The sequence below is a fragment of the Stenotrophomonas sp. C-A genome, from assembly GCF_054030835.1.
Map to the genome: position 1 here is coordinate 1,604,501 of NZ_CM132916.1, position 19,839 is coordinate 1,624,339.

Below are 19,839 nucleotides of genomic sequence, written 5' to 3' on the forward strand. Positions count from 1 at the left end.
TGAGCCTAGGCGGAAGATGCAACTCGGGCGCCAAATGAACTCCCTTCTTGCGACTCACGCAGTGTCGTGGTGCCAGGCTCCACCAGCACCATGACGATGCGGCTTTGGCGACAGTGAACGGACCCACCAAAGGCCAGCGCACGCCCGGCCAACCGCTCCCTGACGAGACTGACGGTTGTTGGGGACAATGCGCGATGCCGATCCAGCAGCGAGGCTGTCATGACGATTCCTCGCTGTTGTCCCGCGTTGACGCAGCGTGCCCGGACGATGACCTGCCCGGATTCGCACTTCAACAACAAAGAAACGGCATCGATGAGAGTCCGGTATGCCGTCAGCTGCAAGTCCAGGCTGAGACGGCAGGGATCACCGGCAAGGCGCGGTTCGGCTACGCGGTGCGTATTGACCCACGCCGAGCGCACGCCTCCGGCCTGCAGTGCAACATACAGACCCAACTGCTCAAGCGCAGTGGGATACACCAGGCTTGCCTGTTCGCGGAACAGCCGGGAGTGCACATTGGCTGTGTGAGTCAGGCTGTTGGCAATTGCGGAATGACCGTGGCTGTTGAGCCAGTTGATGACTTCCGAAAGCGACAGGTCGATGCCGTCACCCAGCTTGCGCAGGTGAATCGCGCGTTCGCGAAGATCTGACTCGCTCGCCAGGTGCGAGCTGCGCGCAAGGTTGATGGCGTTCTTTTCGCCCACCTCACGCAACTGATAGCGCCGACGAAAGTGGCTTATACGGGAGCCAAGCAGCAGTAGTGCTACTCCCGTGATGGCCATGATTTGCTGTGTGGTGAACGTTGCGGCATCAAAGGCTGCTGCATAGGGCTTTGGCGTTGTCAGGCCAATAATCAGATTCAGCATCGGTACGCCGACGGCCGCACCGCGCCAGCCATGCAGGCACGTGAGTGCGATCACGGGCAGCCCCATCAGTAACTGCAGGGACGTCCGGAGTGTACTGGCTTCGTTGGGAATCAACGATGCGGTAACGCCGAGCAATGTCATCAACAACAGGGCCACGGCGGTGGGGCCTGTGAAAATGGTCTTCCAGTGTGGTTCGGTGTTTCTCATTGCCCAAAGCAATGCGAGGGGAGTCACCGTAAGGATGGCAATGAAATCACCTACGCTGAAACGTGCTGCACGGGAAAGGAACGCAAGCGCCGAATCTGCGGGTGGCGTTGGCCAAAGCAGTTGGGAAAGGCTCACATTCAAGAGAGTGACCACGACGGAGGAAAGGAACGCGATGGCCAGAAGACGGGATGTGACCGAGTTCGCAAAAAAGCTGCGGGCCCAGCGGGTGATGAGCATTACTGCAGGCATCAGCACGCCTGACGCGAGGATGGCCCAGGCTGCGCCGTACTTTTCAACCATCGGCAATCGCATCTGCGCAAAGTAGGCGTACTCACCCAGCAGCAGATAAGGCCAGAACCGCGTTGGGCATAGCAGCACTGCAGCCACGCGAACGCCGGCAGGTAGGTAGAACTGATCAAGGGACAACTGGCGGGTGGCCCAACAGGCAATGGCATACAGCACAGCCAAGGCAAGTCCTGCCGGATGGATGCGCAACTTCAGCTGCAGGCCTTCATTCCACCAATTCAATCGCACTACCCCTTCACAGTACGTTCCCTGTCAGCATCCATTCGCCGCGGGACCCGGTTCGTACCGACGGTATCGACACGCGTTCGATTATGCAATCTCCGCAGCGCAGCGTCGGGCAAGTGAGAAAATCATCACATGAATTCCCGTGGCGACGGGTTTCACAGTTTCCGAGGGAGCCAATTCAGGGTGATCCCTGATCAACTCACCACAACGCATCCCGCAGCTTGTACCACGACATCGCCGCCACCAGCAGCGGCGTGCGCAGCAGCCGGCCGCCAGGGAAGGGGGCATGCCGCAGGCGCTGGAACACATCCAGGCGCTCGCTCTGGCCTGCAATGGCAGCGGCGATCACCTCACCGGCCAGCCCGGCGGCGGCCACCCCATGGCCGGAGAACCCCTGCGCGAAGTACAGGTTGCCGTCCAGCCGGCCCCAATGCGGGGCGCGGTTGCGGGTAATGTCCACATAACCGCCCCAGACCTGCTCCAGCGCCACGTCGGCCAGCTGCGGGAACACCTGGTGCATGCGCCGCTGCATCACCCCGCGCAGGCCGGGCGGGGGCAGTGCTGAATAGCTGGCACGGCCACCAAACAGCAGGCGGTGGTCGTGGCTGAGACGGAAGTAGTCCAGTGCCCAGGCGGTGTCGGCCACGGCCATGTTGTTGCCGATCAGGGCATGGGCGCGCTCGGCACCCAGCGGCGCGCTGGCGCCGATATAGGTGCCGACCGGCATGATCCGCCGTTCCAGCTCGGGCAGCAGGCCCTGCAGCCAGGCGTTGCCGGCCACCACCAGATGCGCGGCGCGCACGCTTCCCTGCGCGGTATGCAGGGTGGGCTGCGGTCCGCGCTGCACGCGGGTCACTGCGGAGTTCTCGTGGATCACCGCGCCGGCCGCACGCGCCGCATCGGCCAGTCCGCGGGCATAGGCCAGGGGCTGCAGATGCGCGCTGAGCGGATCGAACATCGCGGCGCGGTAGCGCGGGCTGTCCAGCTGTGCGCGCAGGGCATCACGGTCCCACCACTGCATGGGGTAGGCGTAGTGGCGTTGCAGGTGCTCGCAGTTGGCCCGCAGGTCGCGCTCATGGCGTTCGCGGATGGCGACGCTGGCGTGGCCTTCCACCCAATGGCAGTCGATGCCGTGGCGATCGATGCGTGTGCGCATTGCCTGCACCGCGTCGCGTGACCAGTCGAACAGGTGGCGCGCATCATCACGACCGAGCTGACGCTCCAGCTCGTCCACCTCGCAGCCATAGCCGACCAGCGCCTGGCCACCGTTGCGACCGGACGCGCCCCAGCCGATCCGCTGCGCGTCCAGTACCACCACGCGCTGGCCACGGGTAGCCAGTTCAAGTGCGGCGGTCAGGCCGGTATAACCCGCGCCGAGCACTGCGACATCGGCCTGAACCTCACCCTGCAGCGAGGGCAGTGCGGGCGGTTCTGGCAGGCTGGCGGCGAACCAGCTGGGCGGGAAGGCGGCGCTTACCGCGGGCCTCGCGGGCGCAGTGCGGGAGGGGGGGAGCGGGAGAGGACGATCAGCATTCACCCGCGTAGTTTCGCCGATGCGTGACAGCCATGGTGTGACGGCGACGACTTGCCGCCCTCGGCGGGCGACGGGTAACGTGTCGGCACGTCAAGGAGTTTTTCCATGCGCCGCCTGCCCTGGGTGGGCCTGCCCACCGACAGTACCGTGCTCGGCCATCACCGCTTCGCGGTGGCCGGCGAGAAGTACGTGCGCGCGCTGGCCGAGGCCGCCGAAGTGACCCCGGTGGTACTGCCGAGCCTGCAGCCTCCTTTGCCGGCTGGCGATTGGCTGCAGGGGCTCGATGGTCTGCTGTTGACCGGTGCGGTCAGCAACATCGAACCGCAGCACTACGAGGGCGGCCGCAGCTGGCCGGGCAATCCGCATGACCCGGCCCGTGATGCCAATGCGTTCGCGTTGCTGCGTGAGGCTTTGGCGCAGGATCTTCCGGTACTGGCGATCTGCCGCGGCTTCCAGGAACTGAACGTCGCGCTGGGTGGCAGCCTGCATCCGCAGGTGCATGCGGTGCCGGGCCTGTCCGATCATCGCGAAGACCCGCAGGCGCCGGTGGAGGTGCAGTACGGGCCGGCCCATGCGATCACCCTGGCTACCGATGGCTGGTTGGCGCAGTGGCACGGCAGTGACCGGGCGCAGGTCAATTCGGTGCACGGGCAGGGCATTGCCCGCCTCGCGCAGGGCCTGCAGGTCGAGGCCCTGGCTGATGATGGACTGGTCGAGGCGGCGCGCAGCCTGCACCATGGTTTCGTGCTCGGCGTACAGTGGCACCCGGAGTGGCGTGTCATGCAGGCGCCGTTCTATCACGCTATTTTCCGTGCGTTCGGCCAAGCTTGCCGGCAGCACCAACAGAACCGACTGGATTCCCGATGAGTTCCCGAACGCGCCCGCGCAAGACGGCCACGCCCCCCGCACCGCAGGAAAGCAGCCTGCTGCGCTGGCTGAAGGAGCGGCGCATCACCGAGGTCGAATGCCTGGTGCCGGACATCACCGGCAACGCGCGCGGCAAGATCATTCCCGCCGACAAGTTCTCGCACGACTACGGCACGCGGCTGCCCGAAGGCATCTTCGCCACCACCGTCACCGGCGAGTTCCCTGATGACTACTACGAGCTGACCTCGCCGTCGGACTCGGACATGATGCTGCGACCCGATCCGGACACGGTGCGTATGGTGCCGTGGGCGGCCGATGCCACTGCGCAGATCATCCACGATTGCTACACCAAGAACGGTGAGCCACACGAACTGGCACCGCGCAATGTACTGCGTCGCGTGCTGGCAGCCTATGCTGAGCTGGGTCTGCGCCCGGTGGTGGCGCCGGAGCTGGAGTTCTTCCTGGTGCAGAAGAACACCGACCCGGACTTTCCGCTGCTGCCACCGGCCGGCCGCTCCGGGCGCCCGGAAACCGCGCGGCAGTCGTACTCGATCGACGCGGTCAACGAATTCGACCCGATCCTCGACCTGATGTACGACTACGCCGATGCGATGAAGCTGGACGTGGACACGCTGATCCACGAATCCGGCGCAGCGCAGCTGGAAGTCAACTTCACCCACGCCGATGCGATGGACCTGGCCGACCAGGTGTTCCTGTTCAAGCGCACCATGCGCGAGGCAGCGATGCGCCACGGGGTGTATGCCACGTTCCTGGCCAAGCCGATGGAGAACGAGCCGGGCAGCGCCATGCACATCCACCAGAGCCTGGTGCGGGTGAGCGATGGCAGCAATGTGTTCGCCGGCGAGACCCATGCCGAAGGCGAGTTCAGCCCGGTGTTCGGCCACTACCTGGGCGGCCTGCAGAAGTACGTGCCGCAGGCAATGGCGTTCTTCGCGCCGAACGTGAATTCCTATCGGCGGTTGGTGTTCGGCGAGGTCTCGCCGAGCAACGTGCACTGGGGCTATGACAACCGCACCTGCGGGCTGCGCGTGCCGCTGGACACGCCGGAGAACATGCGCGTGGAAAGCCGTTTCGCCGGGTCCGACGCCAACCCCTACCTGGCGATGGCCGCGACCCTGGCCTGCGGCCTGCTGGGCATCCGTGAGCGGCTGGCACCGGATGCGCCGGTGACCGGCAGTGCCAAGGAACTGGGCTATAACCTGCCGCGCTCGCTGGGCGAAGCGCTGGACGGGCTGGAGCAGTGCAGCGAGCTGCAGGCGCTGCTGGGCGAGCGCTTCTGCCGCGCCTACATCTCGGTCAAGCGCAAGGAATACGAGACCTTCTTCCGCGTCATCAGCTCGTGGGAGCGCGAGTTCCTGCTGCTGAACGTCTGAGCATCTGGAATAGAAAAATCCGCCGCCGGGGGGTAGGCTGGCACCCGTTGCCGGCCCCGCCGGCCCCCCTTTCCGCATTCTGGAGCACCCGATGAAGCTGCGTATCCTCACGCTCGGCCTGGCCTCCGCCATGCTCGCCGCCTGCAGCGGTGGCAACGGCGGCGCGCAGGACAGCCAGGTCCTGAACGTCTACAACTACAGCGATTACATCGCCGAGGACACCATCCCGACCTTCGAGAAGGAGAGCGGCATCAAGGTGACCTACGATGTGTTCGACAGTGATGAGATGGTCGAGACCAAGCTGCTGGCCGGCAACAGTGGCTACGACGTGGTGGTGCCGACGCTGAACTTCTTCGGTCGTCAGATCCAGGCCGGCGTGTTCCTGCCGCTGGACAAGAGCAAGATCCCGAACCTGGCCAATCTCGACCCGGCGGTGATGAAGCGCATCGCCACCCAGGACCCGGGCAACCAGTACGGCGTGCCGTACATGATCGGTACCACCGGCATCGGCTACAACGTGGAGATGCTGAAGCAGCGCTTTGGCGGCAGCACCGATATCGCCAACAGCTGGGACCTGGTGTTCAAGCCGGAGAACATCAGCAAGATGAAGGACTGCGGTGTGACCATCCTGGACACGCCGGCCGACATGATCCCGATCGCGCTGCATTACCTGGGCCTGGATCCGCACAGCGGCGACCCGGCCGAGCTGCAGAAGGCGGCCGACCTGCTGAAGTCGATCCGCCCGTACGTGCAGAACTTCCACTCCTCGCAGTACGTGGGGTCGCTGGCCAATGGCGGCACCTGCCTGGTGGTCGGCTGGTCGGGTGACATCATCCAGGCCCGCGACCGCGCCGAGGAAGCCAGCAATGGCGTGCACGTGGCCTATTCGATCCCGAAGGAAGGCGCCCCGCAGTGGTTCGACATGCTGGCGATCCCGAAGGATGCCAAGCATCCGGAAGCCGCGTACGCGTTCATCAACTATCTGCTGCAGCCGAAGGTTGCCGCAGCCAACACCAACTTCATCCACTACGCCAACCCGGTGCCGACCGCGACCCCGCTGGTGGATGAGGCGATCCGTACCGACCCGACCATCTACCCGCCGGCCGACGTGGCCGAGAAGATGTTCACCTATTCGATCAACACGCCGGAGACCGACAAGCTCTACACCCGGCTGTGGACCGAGGTGAAGACCGGCCGCTAAGCCGGTCTGGCGCCGTCGGGCCTTGCCCGGCGGCTCCCTTACCCTGCGCCGAAGCCTGTACTCCCGCTTCGGCCAAGGTGCCGCAGGATGGCCGGCAGCAGGTCGCGTGCATCGCGGCCGCCGTTGCACAGGAACGACGAACTCATCCGCTGCAGGTTGTGCATGCCGATGAAGAACAACCCCGGCTGCGGTGAAACACCGAACTCGCCGAGCGGATAGCCGTGTGCATCCAGCGCGCCCTGCACGTCGAGCCAGGGCCATTCGGCGACGAAACCGGTGGCCAGCACCACCGAGCGGATGCCTGCGGCCTGCAGATCCAGCTCGCATGGCGACGGTTCCGGCTCCCAGTGCAGATAGACCTCTTCGGGAATGTAGCGGGCATCGTCGGTGCGCGGTTCGGGCCGCGTGGCGTAGTACGCGCTGGCCAGCGAATCGAGATAGGCATACTCGGCCCGAGTGGCCTCGATCGCGGTGCGCAGCTGCGGACGGACATCTGCGAAGCGGGCGGTGTTTCCACTGAATTCCTGCAACCGGCCCAGCAACCTGATGCCTGCGCGGTGCATCGCCAGCAGGCTGATCGAGCTGCCCAGGCCGCCGCTTCCCTTGCCCGAGATCAGCGGAAACTCCGCAGTGCGGGCCTTGCGCAGCGCATCCGGTTCTCCGGCCAGTACGGCGGCCGCTTCACTCACATGCTGGTGGATGCGCCCGGCCATGTCCCACCAGGTCATCGAGTCCTTGCCGCGCAGCCGGCGGGTGTGCGAATGACGCTGGGCCAGTGACCAGTACACGCTGCGACCGCTGTCGCGCAGGTCCTGGGCGATCTGCGCGCCCGACTGCCCACCCCCGATGACCAGCACGGCGCCATCGGGCAGCTAGCGGGCACTGCGGTAGTCACCCGAGTGCAGCACGGTGAGGCCTGGTGCGGGTGCGAATGGGACCCGGGGCATCCGCGCGCGGCGGTATTCACCGGTGGCGACCACCACTGCGCGGGCATGGATCGGCCCCTGGCTGCTGTCGATGGCATAGCCACCGGACTCGGGCCCGACCCGGTGGACCACGCACCCCTCGCTGATCGGCAGGGAACGCTCGTGGGCATACTCGCGGAGGTGCCGGATCACCTCCGGGGCGCCCATGAAGCCTTCCGGGTCATCGCCGGCATAGGCATGACCGTGCAGGGCCATCGTCGCGTTGGCGGTGTTGGTCTGGAACGACTCCCAGCGCCGTTGCCAGCTGGCGCCCACGGTTTCGGCCTCCAGCACGCGATGCGCGACGCCGGCCTCCTGCAGGAGCGCGCTGAGCGACAACCCGGCCTGGCCGGCGCCGATGATGACCAGTGGCAGCCTTGCAGGCAGGGAGCCCGGCAGGCGGGGCGGGAAGGGGGAGGGGCTGTCCGGGGAAATCACCAGTGTGGGTCCATGCAAGGCCTTGATCCGGGGCATTGCGCGGGGAATGTCCCGGGCCTTCAACACATCCGGTTCTGAAAATCGTTGCAGATCGGGCCAACGCCCGTGGCGCCTGGCCGGGATGGCCGCAGGGTCGTCCAGGGGAGCCCAGGCCTTGGAGCGGACAGGCCACCATGGCGGGGGAAAACCGACACCCCTCGGGCCCCCGGGGCCGGCCAGCGGCCGCTGCCACCTGCCTCCGTCATATCCCCTTCGGCCCCCGGCCGTTAGAATGGCCGCCGCTGTCCACCGCCCGCTCCCGGAGCCCCCATGCCCGTTGAAGCCCAGCCGGTAGCCGCCGTCGTCGACACGACCGGTGCGCCCGGCTATCTCTCCATTCGTGATTTGCGCAAGGAATTCGACGGTTTCGTCGCCGTCGACGACGTCAATCTGGACGTGCGCAAGGGCGAGATCTTTGCCCTGCTCGGTGGCTCCGGCAGCGGCAAATCGACCCTGCTGCGCTGCCTGGGCGGCTTCGAGACGCCCACCAAGGGCAGCATCACCCTCGATGGCCAGCGCCTGGACGCGCTGCCGCCGTACCAGCGGCCGGTCAACATGATGTTCCAGTCCTATGCCCTGTTCCCGCACATGACGGTCGAGCAGAACATCGCCTTCGGCCTGAAGCAGGATGGCCTGGGCAAGGACGCGATCAGCAAGCGCGTCGGCGAGATGCTCGACCTGGTGCAGATGGGCCATCTGGGCAAGCGCAAGCCGCACCAGCTGTCCGGCGGCCAGCAGCAGCGCGTGGCGCTGGCGCGGTCGCTGGCCAAGGGGCCGAAGCTGCTGCTGCTGGACGAGCCGATGGGCGCGCTGGACAAGAAGCTGCGCTCGCAGATGCAGCTGGAACTGGTCAGCATCATCGAATCGTCGGGCGTGACCTGCGTGATGGTCACCCACGACCAGGAAGAAGCGATGACCATGGCCACCCGCATCGCGGTGATGGATGCCGGCTGGATCCAGCAGGTCGGCAAGCCGGACGAGGTCTACGAGCAGCCGGCCAACCGCTTTGTCGCCGAGTTCATCGGTTCGGTCAACCTGTTCGACGGGGTGATCGACGAGGACCTGCCCGAGTACGTCACCGTGCGCTCGCCGCTGTTCCCGGCGCCGATCTACATCGCCCATGGCATCACCGGCTATGAAGGGCAGCCGGTCGCGTTCGCGCTGCGCCCGGAGAAGGTGATGATCGGCAAGGACGAGCCGGAAGGGCACACCAACAAGGCCCAGGGTGTGATCGAGGACATCGCCTACTTCGGCAGCCATTCGGTCTACCACGTGCGCCTGCCCAGCGGCGCCAAGGTACTGGCCAACTTCGCCAACTCGCAGCGCTGGGCCAGCGATGGCCTCACCTGGGGCGACAGTGTGTGGGTGCACTGGCGCGACAACGACGGCGTGGTGCTGACCTCATGAGCACGGCCGGCCTGAAGCGCTGGCTGCCGGGGCTGCGTGCCACGGTGATCGGCATTCCGTACCTGTGGCTGCTGCTGTTCTTCGCAGTGCCGTTCCTGATCGTGCTGATGATCAGCTTCTCGCTCAGCCGGGTCGGCTCGCCGCCGTACACCTGGCTGCTGCAGTACGTGGATGGCGGCTTCTCGCTGAAGCTGAACCTGGAAAACTACCTGGCGCTGTTCCGCGATTCGATCTATGCGCAGGCCTTCCTGAGCTCGATCAAGATCGCGGCGATCTCCACCTTCCTGACCCTGCTGATCGGCTACCCGATGGCCTACGCCATCGCCCGCCTGTCACCGGCCGCACGCAACGTGGCGATGATGCTGGTGGTGCTGCCGTCGTGGACCTCGTTCCTGATCCGCGTGTATGCGTGGAAGGCGATCCTGGACCGCAACGGCCTGCTCGACCAGTTCCTGCAGTTCACCGGCCTGCAGTCGCTGATGACCAGCCTCGGCCTGCCCAAGCTGCAGCTGATCGATACGCCGACTGCCGCCTACATCGGCATCGTCTACTGCTACCTGCCGTTCATGGTGCTGCCGTTGTACGCCAACCTCGTCAAGCACGACCACCGCCTGCTGGAAGCGGCCTACGACCTCGGTGCCAAGCCGTGGCAGGCGTTCCTGCGCATCACCCTGCCGTTGTCGAAGGCGGGCATCATCGCCGGCTGCATGCTGGTGATGATTCCGGCCATCGGTGAATTTGTGATCCCGGAAATGCTGGGTGGCTCGGAGACGCTGATGGTGGGCCGCCAGCTGTGGAACGAGTTCTTCAACAACCGTAACTGGCCGGGCGCCTCGGCGATGGCGGTGGCGATGATCCTGCTGCTGCTGGTGCCGATCCTGCTGTTCAACCGTTCCCAGCAGCGCCTGCTGGAAGGGAAGCAGGCATGAGCCCGCGTAGCGCAAAGGGCCTGGGGCTGGGCGTGCTGCTGCTCGGCTTCGCCTTCCTGTACCTGCCGATCCTGCTGTTGATGTTCTATTCGTTCAACAGCTCGCGGCTGGCGATGGTCTGGGCCGGGTTCTCCACCCGCGCCTACAGTGACCTGTTCGCCGACCGCGCGCTGATGGATGCGATGTGGACCAGCCTGGTGGTCGCGTTCTGGACCGCCTGCACGGCTACCGTGCTCGGCACGCTGGCGGCGATGGTGATGACCCGCTTCAAGCGCTTCCGTGGCAAGCCACTGTTCGGTGCACTGGTGACCGCACCGCTGGTGATGCCGGATGTGATCCTGGGCTTCTCGCTGATGGCGCTGCTGGCCTCGATGGGCGCGATTCCCGGGTTCCCGGCGCGTGGCCTGACCACGATCTGGATCGCGCACGTCACCTTCACCCTGTGCTTTGTCACCGTGGTGGTGTCCTCGCGCCTGCAGGAAATGGACCTGTCGCTGGAAGAAGCGGCGATGGATCTGGGCGCAAGCCGATTGACCGTGTTCGGCCGCATCACCCTGCCGATCATCGCGCCGGCGCTGGTGGCGGGCTGGCTGCTGGCCTTCACCCTGTCGCTGGATGACGTGGTCGTGGCCAGCTTCGTCGCCACGCCGGGCTCGACCACGCTGCCGATGAAGGTGTTCGCTTCGGTGCGCATGGGCATCAGCCCGAAGATCAACGCACTGGCCACGCTGCTGGTGTCGGCGGTGTCGATCGCCGCGGTGATCGGCTGGTACATCAATGCGCGTGCGGAGAAGCGGCGCCAGCGCGATCTGCAGCTGGCGCGGCAGGACAACGGCTGAGCACACGGTCTGCCGACAAGGCCGGCAACACCCGGCTCACGGCCGGCGGCGCACAATGGGGGTCTTCCAGATGGAGATCCCCCATGACCGTCGAGATCATCAACCCGGCCACCGGCCAGGTGACCTACCGCCATGAACTGATGGGTGCAGCCGACATCGAGCAGCGCCTGCAGGCCGCTGCCGATGCCTTCCCCGGCTGGGCTGATCACTCGCTCCAGGACCGCGGCGCCATCCTCCGCCAGATTGCCGCGCAGCTGCGCGCCCGTCGCGATGACCTGCAGCAGGCGATGACCCACGAGATGGGCAAGCTCAAGGCCGAGGCGCTTGCCGAGGTCGACAAGTGCGCTGCCGCCTGCGAGTACTACGCCGACCACGCGGCCGACTACCTGAAGCCGCAGCTGATCGACACTGAAGCCCAGCGCAGCTATGTGCGCTATGAGCCGATCGGCTGCGTATTCGCGGTGATGCCGTGGAATTTCCCGATCTGGCAGGTATTCCGTTTCCTGGCCCCTGCGTTCATGGCCGGCAACGTCGCCCTGCTCAAGCACGCCAGCAACGTGCCGCAGTGCGCCGACCTGATCCTGGCGGTGTGCCGTGACGGCGGCCTGCCCGATGGCGTGTTCGATGTACTGCACATCGACAACGACCAGGCCGCCGAGGTGCTGCGCGACGCGCGGGTGAAGGCGGTGACGCTGACCGGCAGCGAGCGGGCAGGGCGCTCGATCGCTTCCAATGCCGGCAGCCAGCTGAAGAAGTCGGTGATGGAGCTCGGCGGCAGCGATGCCTTCGTGGTGCTCGACGATGCCGACCTCGACAAGACTGTGGCCGCGGCAGTGAAGTCACGCTTCGACAACAGCGGGCAGACCTGCATCGCGGCCAAGCGCTTCATCGTGGTCGATGCGGTGGCCGATGAATTCACCCGTCGCTTCGTGGAAGCGGCGGGCGAGCGCCAGTATGGCGACCCTGACGAGCGCGGCACCACGCTGGCGCCGATGGCGCGTGCCGACCTGCGCGACGAACTGCACAAGCAGGTGCAGGCCAGTGTCGCCAAGGGCGCGCGCGTGCTGATCGGTGGCGAGCCGATTGCCGGCACGCATGCCGGCTATCCGGCCACCGTGCTCGACCAGGTGGGTCCTGGCATGCCGGCATACGATGAGGAACTGTTCGGGCCGGTGGCGGCGGTGATCCGGGTCAAGGATGAAGCCGAGGCGCTGCGCGTGGCCAACGACACCCGTTTCGGCCTGGGCGGCAGCGTGTGGACGCGCGACGCGGTGCGCGGCGAAGGCTTTGCCCAGCGCATGGAATGCGGCGCCGCGTTCGTCAACGCCATCGTCAAGAGCGATGCGCGGTTGCCGTTCGGTGGCAGCAAGCAGTCCGGTTTCGGTCGCGAACTGGCCGACCATGGCATCCATGAGTTCATGAACATCAAGACTGTCTACGTGGCTTGATGGACCATCCAATGCGCCACGACCAACGGTCGTGGCCTACCGGTCTGATGGGTATCGACCGTTGGTCGATATGTCCCCGGTTTTGTGGGTATCGACCGTTGGTCGATACGATCTACAACCACTTCGCGCGCTTGAACAGCCGGTACAAGCCCACGCACACACCGCCCACGCCAACGATCATCAGCGGGTAGGACCACGGTTCGCTCAGCTCGGGCATGTGGCTGAAGTTCATGCCGTACCAGCTGGTGATCAGCGTCGGCGCCGCCAGCAGCGCCGCCCATGCACCCAGCCGCTTGACCGTCTCGCCCTGCGCCAGCGTCACCAGCGACAGGTTCACGCTCAGTGCGGTGCCCAGCATCTCGCGAAGGGTGTCGATCACATCGCTGATGCGTACCGCGTGGTCGTGCACGTCGCGGATGTACAGCTTCACCTCGTCGGGGATCAGTTCGCCCTGATAGCGACGCAGCTGTGCCAGCACGTCCTGCAGCGGCGCCACCGCCATGCGCATCTTGTTCAGTTCGCGCTTGAGCTCGTACAGCCGCACCACGGTGCTGCGCTTGTAGGTGTCGGCGAAGATGTCCTTTTCCAGCAGGTCCAGGGTGTCGCGGAAGCGGTGCACGATGGGCAGGTAGTTGTCGACCACGAAGTCGGTCACCGCATACAGGCAGTACGACGGGCCCATCTTCAGCAGCTGGGGCTCGCGCTCGACCCGCGCGCGTACCGGGGCGTAGGACAGCGAGGCGCCGTGGCGCACCGTCACCAGGAAGCGAGGGCCGAGGAAGGCGTGGGTTTCGCCGTACTGGATGCGCTCGTCGACCATCTGCGCGGTGGTCACCACCACGAACAGCGAATTGCCGTAGGTCTCGACCTTGGGCCGCTGGTGCGCATTGCGCGCATCCTCGATGGCCAGGTCGTGCAGGCAGAATTCTTCCTGCAGTTTCAGCAGCACGTCTTCGTTGGGGTCGTACAGGCCGACCCAGACGAAGCCGTTGCCGCTGGCAATGACATCGCTGATGGCGTCCAGGCTGATGTCGTGGCGTCTGCCCTCGTCATCGTAGTGGACGCAGTTGATGACGCAGGTGGGGTTGGCCGAAGCCGGGGCGGAAGCGGAGGCGGGCAATGACATGCCCGCCATCGTGCGTCAGGGCCGTGTTTCGGACAAGTGAGGACGGCGCCCCAGCACCCACGCCAGGGCGACGTGCACCGGCAGCAGCAGCACGATCCACTGCACGTTGTACTGCGGTTGCAGGCTCAGCCAGTGCAGTACCAGCGCGGCCACGGCCTGCACCGCCAGCAGCCACAGCACCCCCCTGAACATGCGCCCCGGCACGCGCCGGCGCAGCAGGGCGATCGCACCCGGCAGCAGCAGCACGGCCAGCGGCGAAAGCAGCAGCAGGTTGCGGTTGGCCCACGCTGCGTAGTGGATGCTGAAGCCCCACAGGAACACCAGCACGCCGCCGAACAGGGCACACAGCAGCCAGAACGGCAGCGCCAGCCCGGCCAGCAGGCGCGGACGGTGGCGCAGCGCCAGCACGCCGGCGGCGATCACCAGGCCGCACAGCAGCCACGGCCACCAGCGGCGCGCGAACTCCTTCGGCTCCGGGTCGATGCGGTGCGGCAGCAGTTCCTGTTCGGACTGCACCAGCGGCCGGCCATCGCTGTTGCGTGCCTGGCGCAGCGCGTCGGCCAGGCGCATCGGCACGAATGCTTCCTGCCAGCGTGACAGCGGCTGGTCGGCGAACGGCCCCAGGCCGACGTCGAAGCCCAGCCACATCCACGGCGCCGGCGAGGCCAGGCGCACCGATTCGCTGCGGTAGGTGTTGCCGCGCGAACGGCCGGCCAGCTGTGACTGCAGGCCGCCACCCAGTGCCTTGTCCACCGTGTCGCGCACCATCGTGGCGCAGTTGGCGGTGTAGTAGTCGTAGTGGTAACGCGCGTTTTCCGGCTTGGCCCGTTCGGCCAGGTCGGCGGCCAGTGCGCGGGCCTGGTCCGTACGCAGGTCCAGCCACTGCACGCTGGCACCGCGGCCGGTCTCGTCGTAGTACGACAGGTCCTGCTGCAGCGGCAGCGCCACCAGGTAATACATCATGTCGCCGCGTGCGAAGCGGCTGATGAAATCGTCTTCGGACGGATCGAAGTAGCCGAAGTTGTACGAGGTCGCTTCGCCGCTGAGCGGATCGACCACGACGATGGCGTCATGGCCGAAGCGTTCGAAGAACACCGTGCCCGGCTGCATGGTCACCACGCCGATGCGCGGGGCAGGGGTCTCGGCGCCGGTGCCGGGCGCAGCAGGTGTGGCCGCCACGGGCTGCGCGAACGCGGCCAGCGGCAGGGCCATGGCCAGCACGCACAGTGCCAGCCACAGCGTCAGGCGCAGTGCCAGGATGGGGCCGCGGCGCTTCAAGCGTCGTCCTGCGCGTCCGGCGGCAGCACGGTCACGTGGAAGGCCTGCACCCGGCGCGCATCGGCACGGGCCACGCGGAACATGAAACGGTCCAGCGCCAGTTCGTCACCGACTTCCGGCAGGTGGCCCACGGCCTCGGTGACCAGGCCACCGATGGTGTCGTAGTCCTCGTCGGAGAAGGTGGCACCGAAGCGTTCGTTGAAGTCGCCGATCGGGGTCAGCGCGTCGACCACGTACTGGCCGTCGGACTGGATCGCGATCTGAGCGGAAGGATCCTCGGCCTCGTCATGCTCGTCATCGATCTCGCCGACGATCTGTTCCAGCACGTCCTCGATGGTGACCAGGCCGGCGACACCGCCGTACTCGTCCACCACGATGGCCATGTGGTTGCGCGACAGGCGGAACTCCTTCAGCAGCACGTTGAGCTTCTTCGCCTCCGGGATCAGTACCGCCGGGCGCAGCAGCTCGCGCACGTTGGCCGGGCCGTTGTCGGCAACCACGCCGCGCAGCAGGTCCTTGGCGAGCAGGATGCCAAGGATGTCGTCCTTGTTCTCGCCGTGCACCGGAAAGCGCGAATGGCCGGATTCGACCACCTGCTTCATCAGTTCCAGGAAGGGCGCCTCAACCGGCAGCGAGACCATCTGCGAGCGCGAGATCATCACGTCGCCCACGGTCAGCTCGGCGACCGAAATGGCGCCTTCCATCATCTTCAGGGTGTCGGCGGCGATCAGACCCTCTTCCTGCGCGGTGTGCAGGACAGCGACCAGCTCGTCGCGGGTATGGGGTTCGCCGGAGAAGGCGGAGGTCAGGCGTTCAAGCCAGCCGCGCTTCTTTTCACTGTGCTCCGCAGGGGAGCTACTACTGTCGTCTTCTGACATCTCTGGAAAAAAGGCACCCGGCAGGCCGGGCGTTGGCCCAAGTCTAGCAGGATGTGGCGGCCTGTCAGTGACTGCCGGTGGCCGGGGCAGGGGCGGCCGGGGCCGGCTCCTCCTCGGGCAGGTCCAGGCTGTAGGTGCAGCCTGCCAGGGTCTTGCCCGGGTGGGAGGCCACGGTGGAGACGCTGAGGATGATCGACTCGATCTGGGCCTCGCCGGTCTTCGGGTCGGTCACGTCGCGGCTGACCAGCTCGCGGCCGGCCATGAACTTGCCGTCCTGGTCGTAGCCGGTCTCCAGCGCCAGGCGCTTGGCCAGCGGGCGCGGGTCGGCCTGGTCGAGCACCGCCATGATGCTGGCGCCGGCCACGGCCACCCGCTCGGTGCTCATGCCGAACACGCTGATCGGCTGGGCCAGGCGGAACTCACTCATGAACTGGTTGCCCTGTGGCAGCGGCTGCAGGCCCTGGGCCACGGCCTTCAGCGGGTCGGCCAGCAACGGCGCCAGCGCGGCCTGGTCGGCCACGCCCTGGCGGCATTCGATCAGCGCCGGCAGGTCCAGGCTGGAAGCGAAGGCGGATGGGACCGCAAGGACACACAGCAGGGGCAGGCAGCAGCGCAGTGACACGGGCGGTTTCCGCAGGCAGAGGGGCGCCATCATAGCCCTGGCGAGCGCCGGAGCGGTGCCACCAGACGGCGCGCGAAACCCATCATCAGGAACCGCACGACCATGAAGGACAAGGTGAGCACGACCGACGTCATGGCGATCTGCATGGCTTCCCCTGCGGCACGCACCACTGCCGGCCACAGGCCTGGACCTGTCAGCCACGGCATCAGGTCGTCCGCCGCCTTGCCGCTTGCTTTCAGGTAGATCAGGGCCAGCACGAACAGCACCAGCAGCGAGGTCCGGCTGGCATGGAAGAACGGCAGCGCGTTGACCGGGCGGCCCAGGTGCCGGTGCACCAGCATCCGCCACAACACCGGCAGAGTCAGCGCACCCGCCAGTACCAGGATCATCGACGCCCCCCACAGTGCGGGGGTATGGGCCGGTTCCCGTTCGCCATTGAGATGCGGGCCGATCAGGCCGATCGCCGCGCCGGTCAGCAGGCAGAGGGGCGACAGCAGGGCCAGGCTGCGCAGCAGCCAATGCCTGCCGCTGGGGTCGCGGGCGCTGATGCGGCGCACGGCATAGGCGCCAAGCGCCAGCAGCACGGCGAAAAGACCCACGCCGAGCGTAAACATCATCGAGCCGTTGTCCGAGGTCATCCTTGGTTTCCTTGCGCCCCATGCCTGGCGGCGAACAATAGCGCAGCGCGCGGACCGGCGCCCGCAGGCCACGTTGGTCAGGGGGATCGCCGCTGCGATGTCGCCGGATACCAGCGCAGCCTGACCGGGTAGCCCAGTTGCACCTGCAGGTGGTCGCGCACGGTCGCCGCCGTTGCGCGGTTGGCTGGGGTATCCCGGAGTTCCACCTCCAGCTCCCCGGTCTTGACATCCAGGCTATAGCCGAACAGGTCGGGCAGCTGGGCGAGCAGCCCGTCCCGCTGAGCATGCAGGCGGCGCTCCATCTCCGCTTCGGTCATCGCGGCGCCGGTGATGTAGTGCACACGTTGCGGGCCATCCGCCCCTGGGTGTGTCTCATCGGCCTCGGGTGCGGCGCCTGTCAGTCGCACCACAACGTTCCAGCCCCTCGCATTGTCCACCCAGATGCCGGCCAGGCGGGCCGCGTGCCGCGCTTCCAGGCGGTCGATCAGCGCCCGTTGCTGGGCGGTGGCGACGGTATTGCGGGTGTCGCGCTCGTTGCTGCCAAAGAACGCCCGTAGTTCGGCGATCTTTGCGGCGATGTCGGCCTCGCTGTCACTGGTGGGGAACGGTGACGGACGGTCAGGATCGGGCATCAGGCCAGCCCCGGACTGCAGTAGCGCGGCAAGCACAAGTGCGGGCAGGGACATGCTGCGCTCCTCTTCCGTGAGTGCGTGGGCTCGGAACAGAGCCCGGTGTCAGCGCTCGCCCGCGTACGGGTCGTCGATGCCCAGCTCGGCCAGGATCTCGCGTTCCAGCTGTTCCATCGCCTCGGCTTCCTTGTCGTCCTCGTGGTCCCAGCCGAGCAGGTGCAGCACGCCGTGCACGGTCAGGTGCGCGTAGTGGGCGTTGAGCGCCTTGCCCTGCTCGTCGGCCTCGCGGGCCACCACCGGCGCGCAGATCACCAGGTCACCCAGCAGCGGGAACTTGACGCCCTTGGGCAGGCCTTCGGGTACTTCGGCCGGGAAGCTGAGCACGTTGGTGGCGTAGTCCTTGCCGCGGTAGTGGCGGTTCAATGACTGTCCTTCCTTGGCATCGACCACGCGGATGGCCAGATCGGCCTCGCGGATGCGGCCCTTCAACGCGGCGGCCACCCACTTGCGGAAGCTGACTGCCGCCGGCAGGCCGGCACGTGGCAGGGCATAACTGACGGCGACGTCCAGTCGCACGGGACCACGGGTCATGGAGTTGCTCCAGGTTGGATCTGATGCAGGTCGCGGCGGTCGTAGGCGCTGACGATGCGTGCGACCAGCGGGTGGCGGACCACGTCACGGGATTCGAAGAAGGTGAAGCTGACCCCCTCGACCTCACGCAGCACGTCGATGGCGTCGCGCAGGCCGGACTTCACATGCTTGGGCAGGTCGGTCTGGGTCAGGTCACCGGTGACCACCGCAGTGGAGCCGTAACCCAGGCGGGTCAGGAACATCTTCATCTGCTCGATGGTGGTGTTCTGTGCTTCGTCCAGGATCACGAACGCATCGTTGAGCGTGCGGCCGCGCATGTAGGCCAGCGGTGCGATCTCGATGACGTTCTTCTCCAGCAGCTTGACCACCTTCTCCACGCCCATCATCTCGTACAGGGCGTCGTACAGCGGTCGCAGGTAGGGGTCGACCTTCTGGCTCAGGTCGCCGGGCAGGAAGCCCAGCTTCTCGCCGGCCTCCACCGCCGGGCGCACCAGGATCAGGCGCTGCACCCGCGATTCGTTCAGTGCTTCGACCGCGCTGGCCACGGCCAGGAAGGTCTTGCCGGTACCGGCCGGACCGATGCCGAAGTTGATGTCATGCGTGGCGATCTGGTGCAGGTAGCGGCCCTGGTTGGCACCGCGACCGCGCACCGTACCGCGCTTGACCTTGATCGCCACCTCCTGCGCTTCGTAGGAGCGTTCGGCGATCTGCTCGACGTTGGCCTGCGCCAGGCGCAGGTGGATGGCGTGGTTGTCGAAGGTGGTTTCGCCGGCTTCGGCGTACAGCGCTTCAACCAGTTTCTGCGCCTCGACGATGGCTTCGTTCGGCCCGCTGATGCGGAACACGAAGCCACGATTTGCGATCTCCACGCCGAGCTTCAGCTCGATCTGGCGCAGGTGCCCGTCGAAGGGGCCGCACAGGTTGGCCAGTCGCTCGTTGTCTTCCGGCGACAGGGTGAAGTCTCGATGATCGATGCTTTTCATTGCTTGGGGTGGGGCGGACGCCTTCCACCGCAGTGTATTCAGGGAGGACAAGGGTAGCGCGCGTGCGGGGCACACGGCCAGCAGACGGTCGATACAGCGTTTTCCACACCCGGTGTGGACGGGGCGCGCGGAAACCTGTGGATAGACCTTTGCAATGCTTGTGCCACAAGGCCCATGAGGTCCTGGTGAAAAAAGCGTCATGGCCGTTCGTCGCTGCGGCAGCACTGCCACAGGTGGCCTGCACGGGGGCATTCATCGTGATGGCAGTGCAGGTTTCGTTGCCGGGCGAGCAACAAAGCCACGTCCTGGCGGATTTCCACAGCGGTTGTGGAATGATGCCGAATCAACCTGTGGATAGGTGGTGCGGAGCCTTGCGGCAAAAGGCTCCGCGGCAGGCGGTGAAAAAAACGCCATGGCGGATTGCAATCATTG

17 protein-coding genes and 1 pseudogene are annotated in these 19,839 nt (G+C 66.3%); 7 read left to right on the forward strand and 11 right to left on the reverse strand.

What is annotated here, in order from left to right; genetic code table 11:
- Positions 1–5: 5 nt before the first annotated feature.
- Both ACW5IY_RS07565 and ACW5IY_RS07570 read right to left on the reverse strand, forming a co-directional pair.
- Positions 6–1,604 carry an MASE1 domain-containing protein gene (locus ACW5IY_RS07565; protein ID WP_043400413.1) on the reverse strand — a complete coding sequence of 533 codons (1,599 nt, stop codon included), beginning with the start codon at positions 1,602–1,604 and terminating at the stop codon, positions 6–8.
- A 196-nt stretch (positions 1,605–1,800) separates the two neighbouring features.
- A complete protein-coding gene (locus ACW5IY_RS07570; RefSeq protein ID WP_457327119.1) occupies positions 1,801–3,138 on the reverse strand; it encodes an NAD(P)/FAD-dependent oxidoreductase in 1,338 nt (445 codons plus the stop codon).
- Between the two features lie 102 nt (positions 3,139–3,240).
- On the opposite strand from ACW5IY_RS07570, the gene ACW5IY_RS07575 reads away from it, so the two are divergent.
- The 3 genes from ACW5IY_RS07575 (at position 3,241) to ACW5IY_RS07585 (ending at position 6,597) form a co-directional block, all read left to right on the forward strand.
- Positions 3,241–4,002 carry a gamma-glutamyl-gamma-aminobutyrate hydrolase family protein gene (locus tag ACW5IY_RS07575; RefSeq protein WP_049436532.1) on the forward strand — a complete coding sequence of 254 codons (762 nt, stop codon included), beginning with the start codon at positions 3,241–3,243 and terminating at the stop codon, positions 4,000–4,002.
- Positions 3,999–5,396: a glutamine synthetase family protein gene (locus ACW5IY_RS07580; protein WP_049436533.1), complete on the forward strand. Its 1,398-nt coding sequence runs from the start codon at positions 3,999–4,001 to the stop codon at positions 5,394–5,396. The genes ACW5IY_RS07575 and ACW5IY_RS07580 overlap by 4 nt, the downstream gene beginning before the upstream one ends.
- A 91-nt stretch (positions 5,397–5,487) precedes the next feature.
- A complete protein-coding gene (locus tag ACW5IY_RS07585; protein WP_004151739.1) occupies positions 5,488–6,597 on the forward strand; it encodes a polyamine ABC transporter substrate-binding protein in 1,110 nt (369 codons plus the stop codon).
- 38 nt (positions 6,598–6,635) lie between these two features.
- Here the strand turns inward: ACW5IY_RS07585 and ACW5IY_RS07590 are convergent.
- Positions 6,636–8,036, reverse strand: a pseudogene (locus ACW5IY_RS07590) (flavin-containing monooxygenase).
- 273 nt (positions 8,037–8,309) lie between these two features.
- Here ACW5IY_RS07590 and ACW5IY_RS07595 point away from each other — a divergent pair.
- From ACW5IY_RS07595 to ACW5IY_RS07610, 4 genes are all read left to right on the forward strand, one after another.
- Positions 8,310–9,446: an ABC transporter ATP-binding protein gene (locus ACW5IY_RS07595; RefSeq protein WP_010486163.1), complete on the forward strand. Its 1,137-nt coding sequence runs from the start codon at positions 8,310–8,312 to the stop codon at positions 9,444–9,446.
- On the forward strand, positions 9,443–10,375 hold the full coding sequence (locus ACW5IY_RS07600) for an ABC transporter permease subunit (protein WP_049431291.1): 933 nt from the start codon (positions 9,443–9,445) through the stop codon (positions 10,373–10,375). The genes ACW5IY_RS07595 and ACW5IY_RS07600 overlap by 4 nt, the downstream gene beginning before the upstream one ends.
- A complete protein-coding gene (locus ACW5IY_RS07605) occupies positions 10,372–11,214 on the forward strand; it encodes an ABC transporter permease subunit (RefSeq protein ID WP_008267688.1) in 843 nt (280 codons plus the stop codon). The genes ACW5IY_RS07600 and ACW5IY_RS07605 overlap by 4 nt, the downstream gene beginning before the upstream one ends.
- An 83-nt stretch (positions 11,215–11,297) precedes the next feature.
- The gene (locus ACW5IY_RS07610; RefSeq protein WP_019337143.1) at positions 11,298–12,662 is read left to right on the forward strand and encodes an NAD-dependent succinate-semialdehyde dehydrogenase; all 1,365 of its coding nucleotides are present in this window, start codon (positions 11,298–11,300) and stop codon (positions 12,660–12,662) included.
- Between the two features lie 112 nt (positions 12,663–12,774).
- Here the strand turns inward: ACW5IY_RS07610 and ACW5IY_RS07615 are convergent, their stop codons facing one another.
- The 8 genes from ACW5IY_RS07615 to ACW5IY_RS07650 all read right to left on the reverse strand — a co-directional run bounded on the left by ACW5IY_RS07615 (position 12,775) and on the right by ACW5IY_RS07650 (position 19,407).
- Positions 12,775–13,797 carry a magnesium and cobalt transport protein CorA gene (locus ACW5IY_RS07615; RefSeq protein ID WP_049436534.1) on the reverse strand — a complete coding sequence of 341 codons (1,023 nt, stop codon included), beginning with the start codon at positions 13,795–13,797 and terminating at the stop codon, positions 12,775–12,777.
- Positions 13,798–13,803: 6 nt separating this feature from the next.
- On the reverse strand, positions 13,804–15,066 hold the full coding sequence (locus ACW5IY_RS07620; protein ID WP_049436535.1) for a lipoprotein N-acyltransferase Lnb domain-containing protein: 1,263 nt from the start codon (positions 15,064–15,066) through the stop codon (positions 13,804–13,806).
- Positions 15,063–15,944, reverse strand: a complete 882-nt coding sequence (locus ACW5IY_RS07625) for an HlyC/CorC family transporter (protein ID WP_005408827.1) — start codon at positions 15,942–15,944, stop codon at positions 15,063–15,065. The genes ACW5IY_RS07620 and ACW5IY_RS07625 overlap by 4 nt, the downstream gene beginning before the upstream one ends.
- Positions 15,945–16,008: 64 nt before the next feature.
- A complete protein-coding gene (locus ACW5IY_RS07630) occupies positions 16,009–16,596 on the reverse strand; it encodes a hypothetical protein (RefSeq protein WP_049436599.1) in 588 nt (195 codons plus the stop codon).
- Positions 16,596–17,204, reverse strand: coding sequence for a hypothetical protein (locus tag ACW5IY_RS07635; RefSeq protein WP_049436536.1), 609 nt, complete (start codon positions 17,202–17,204; stop codon positions 16,596–16,598). Before ACW5IY_RS07635 ends, ACW5IY_RS07630 begins: the two co-directional genes overlap by 1 nt.
- A 77-nt stretch (positions 17,205–17,281) precedes the next feature.
- Positions 17,282–17,890 carry a hypothetical protein gene (locus tag ACW5IY_RS07640; protein ID WP_049436537.1) on the reverse strand — a complete coding sequence of 203 codons (609 nt, stop codon included), beginning with the start codon at positions 17,888–17,890 and terminating at the stop codon, positions 17,282–17,284.
- Between the two features lie 48 nt (positions 17,891–17,938).
- Positions 17,939–18,424, reverse strand: coding sequence for an rRNA maturation RNase YbeY (gene ybeY, locus ACW5IY_RS07645; RefSeq protein ID WP_005408831.1), 486 nt, complete (start codon positions 18,422–18,424; stop codon positions 17,939–17,941).
- Positions 18,421–19,407, reverse strand: coding sequence for a PhoH family protein (locus tag ACW5IY_RS07650; RefSeq protein ID WP_019337148.1), 987 nt, complete (start codon positions 19,405–19,407; stop codon positions 18,421–18,423). The genes ybeY and ACW5IY_RS07650 overlap by 4 nt, the downstream gene beginning before the upstream one ends.
- Positions 19,408–19,839: the final 432 nt, after the last annotated feature.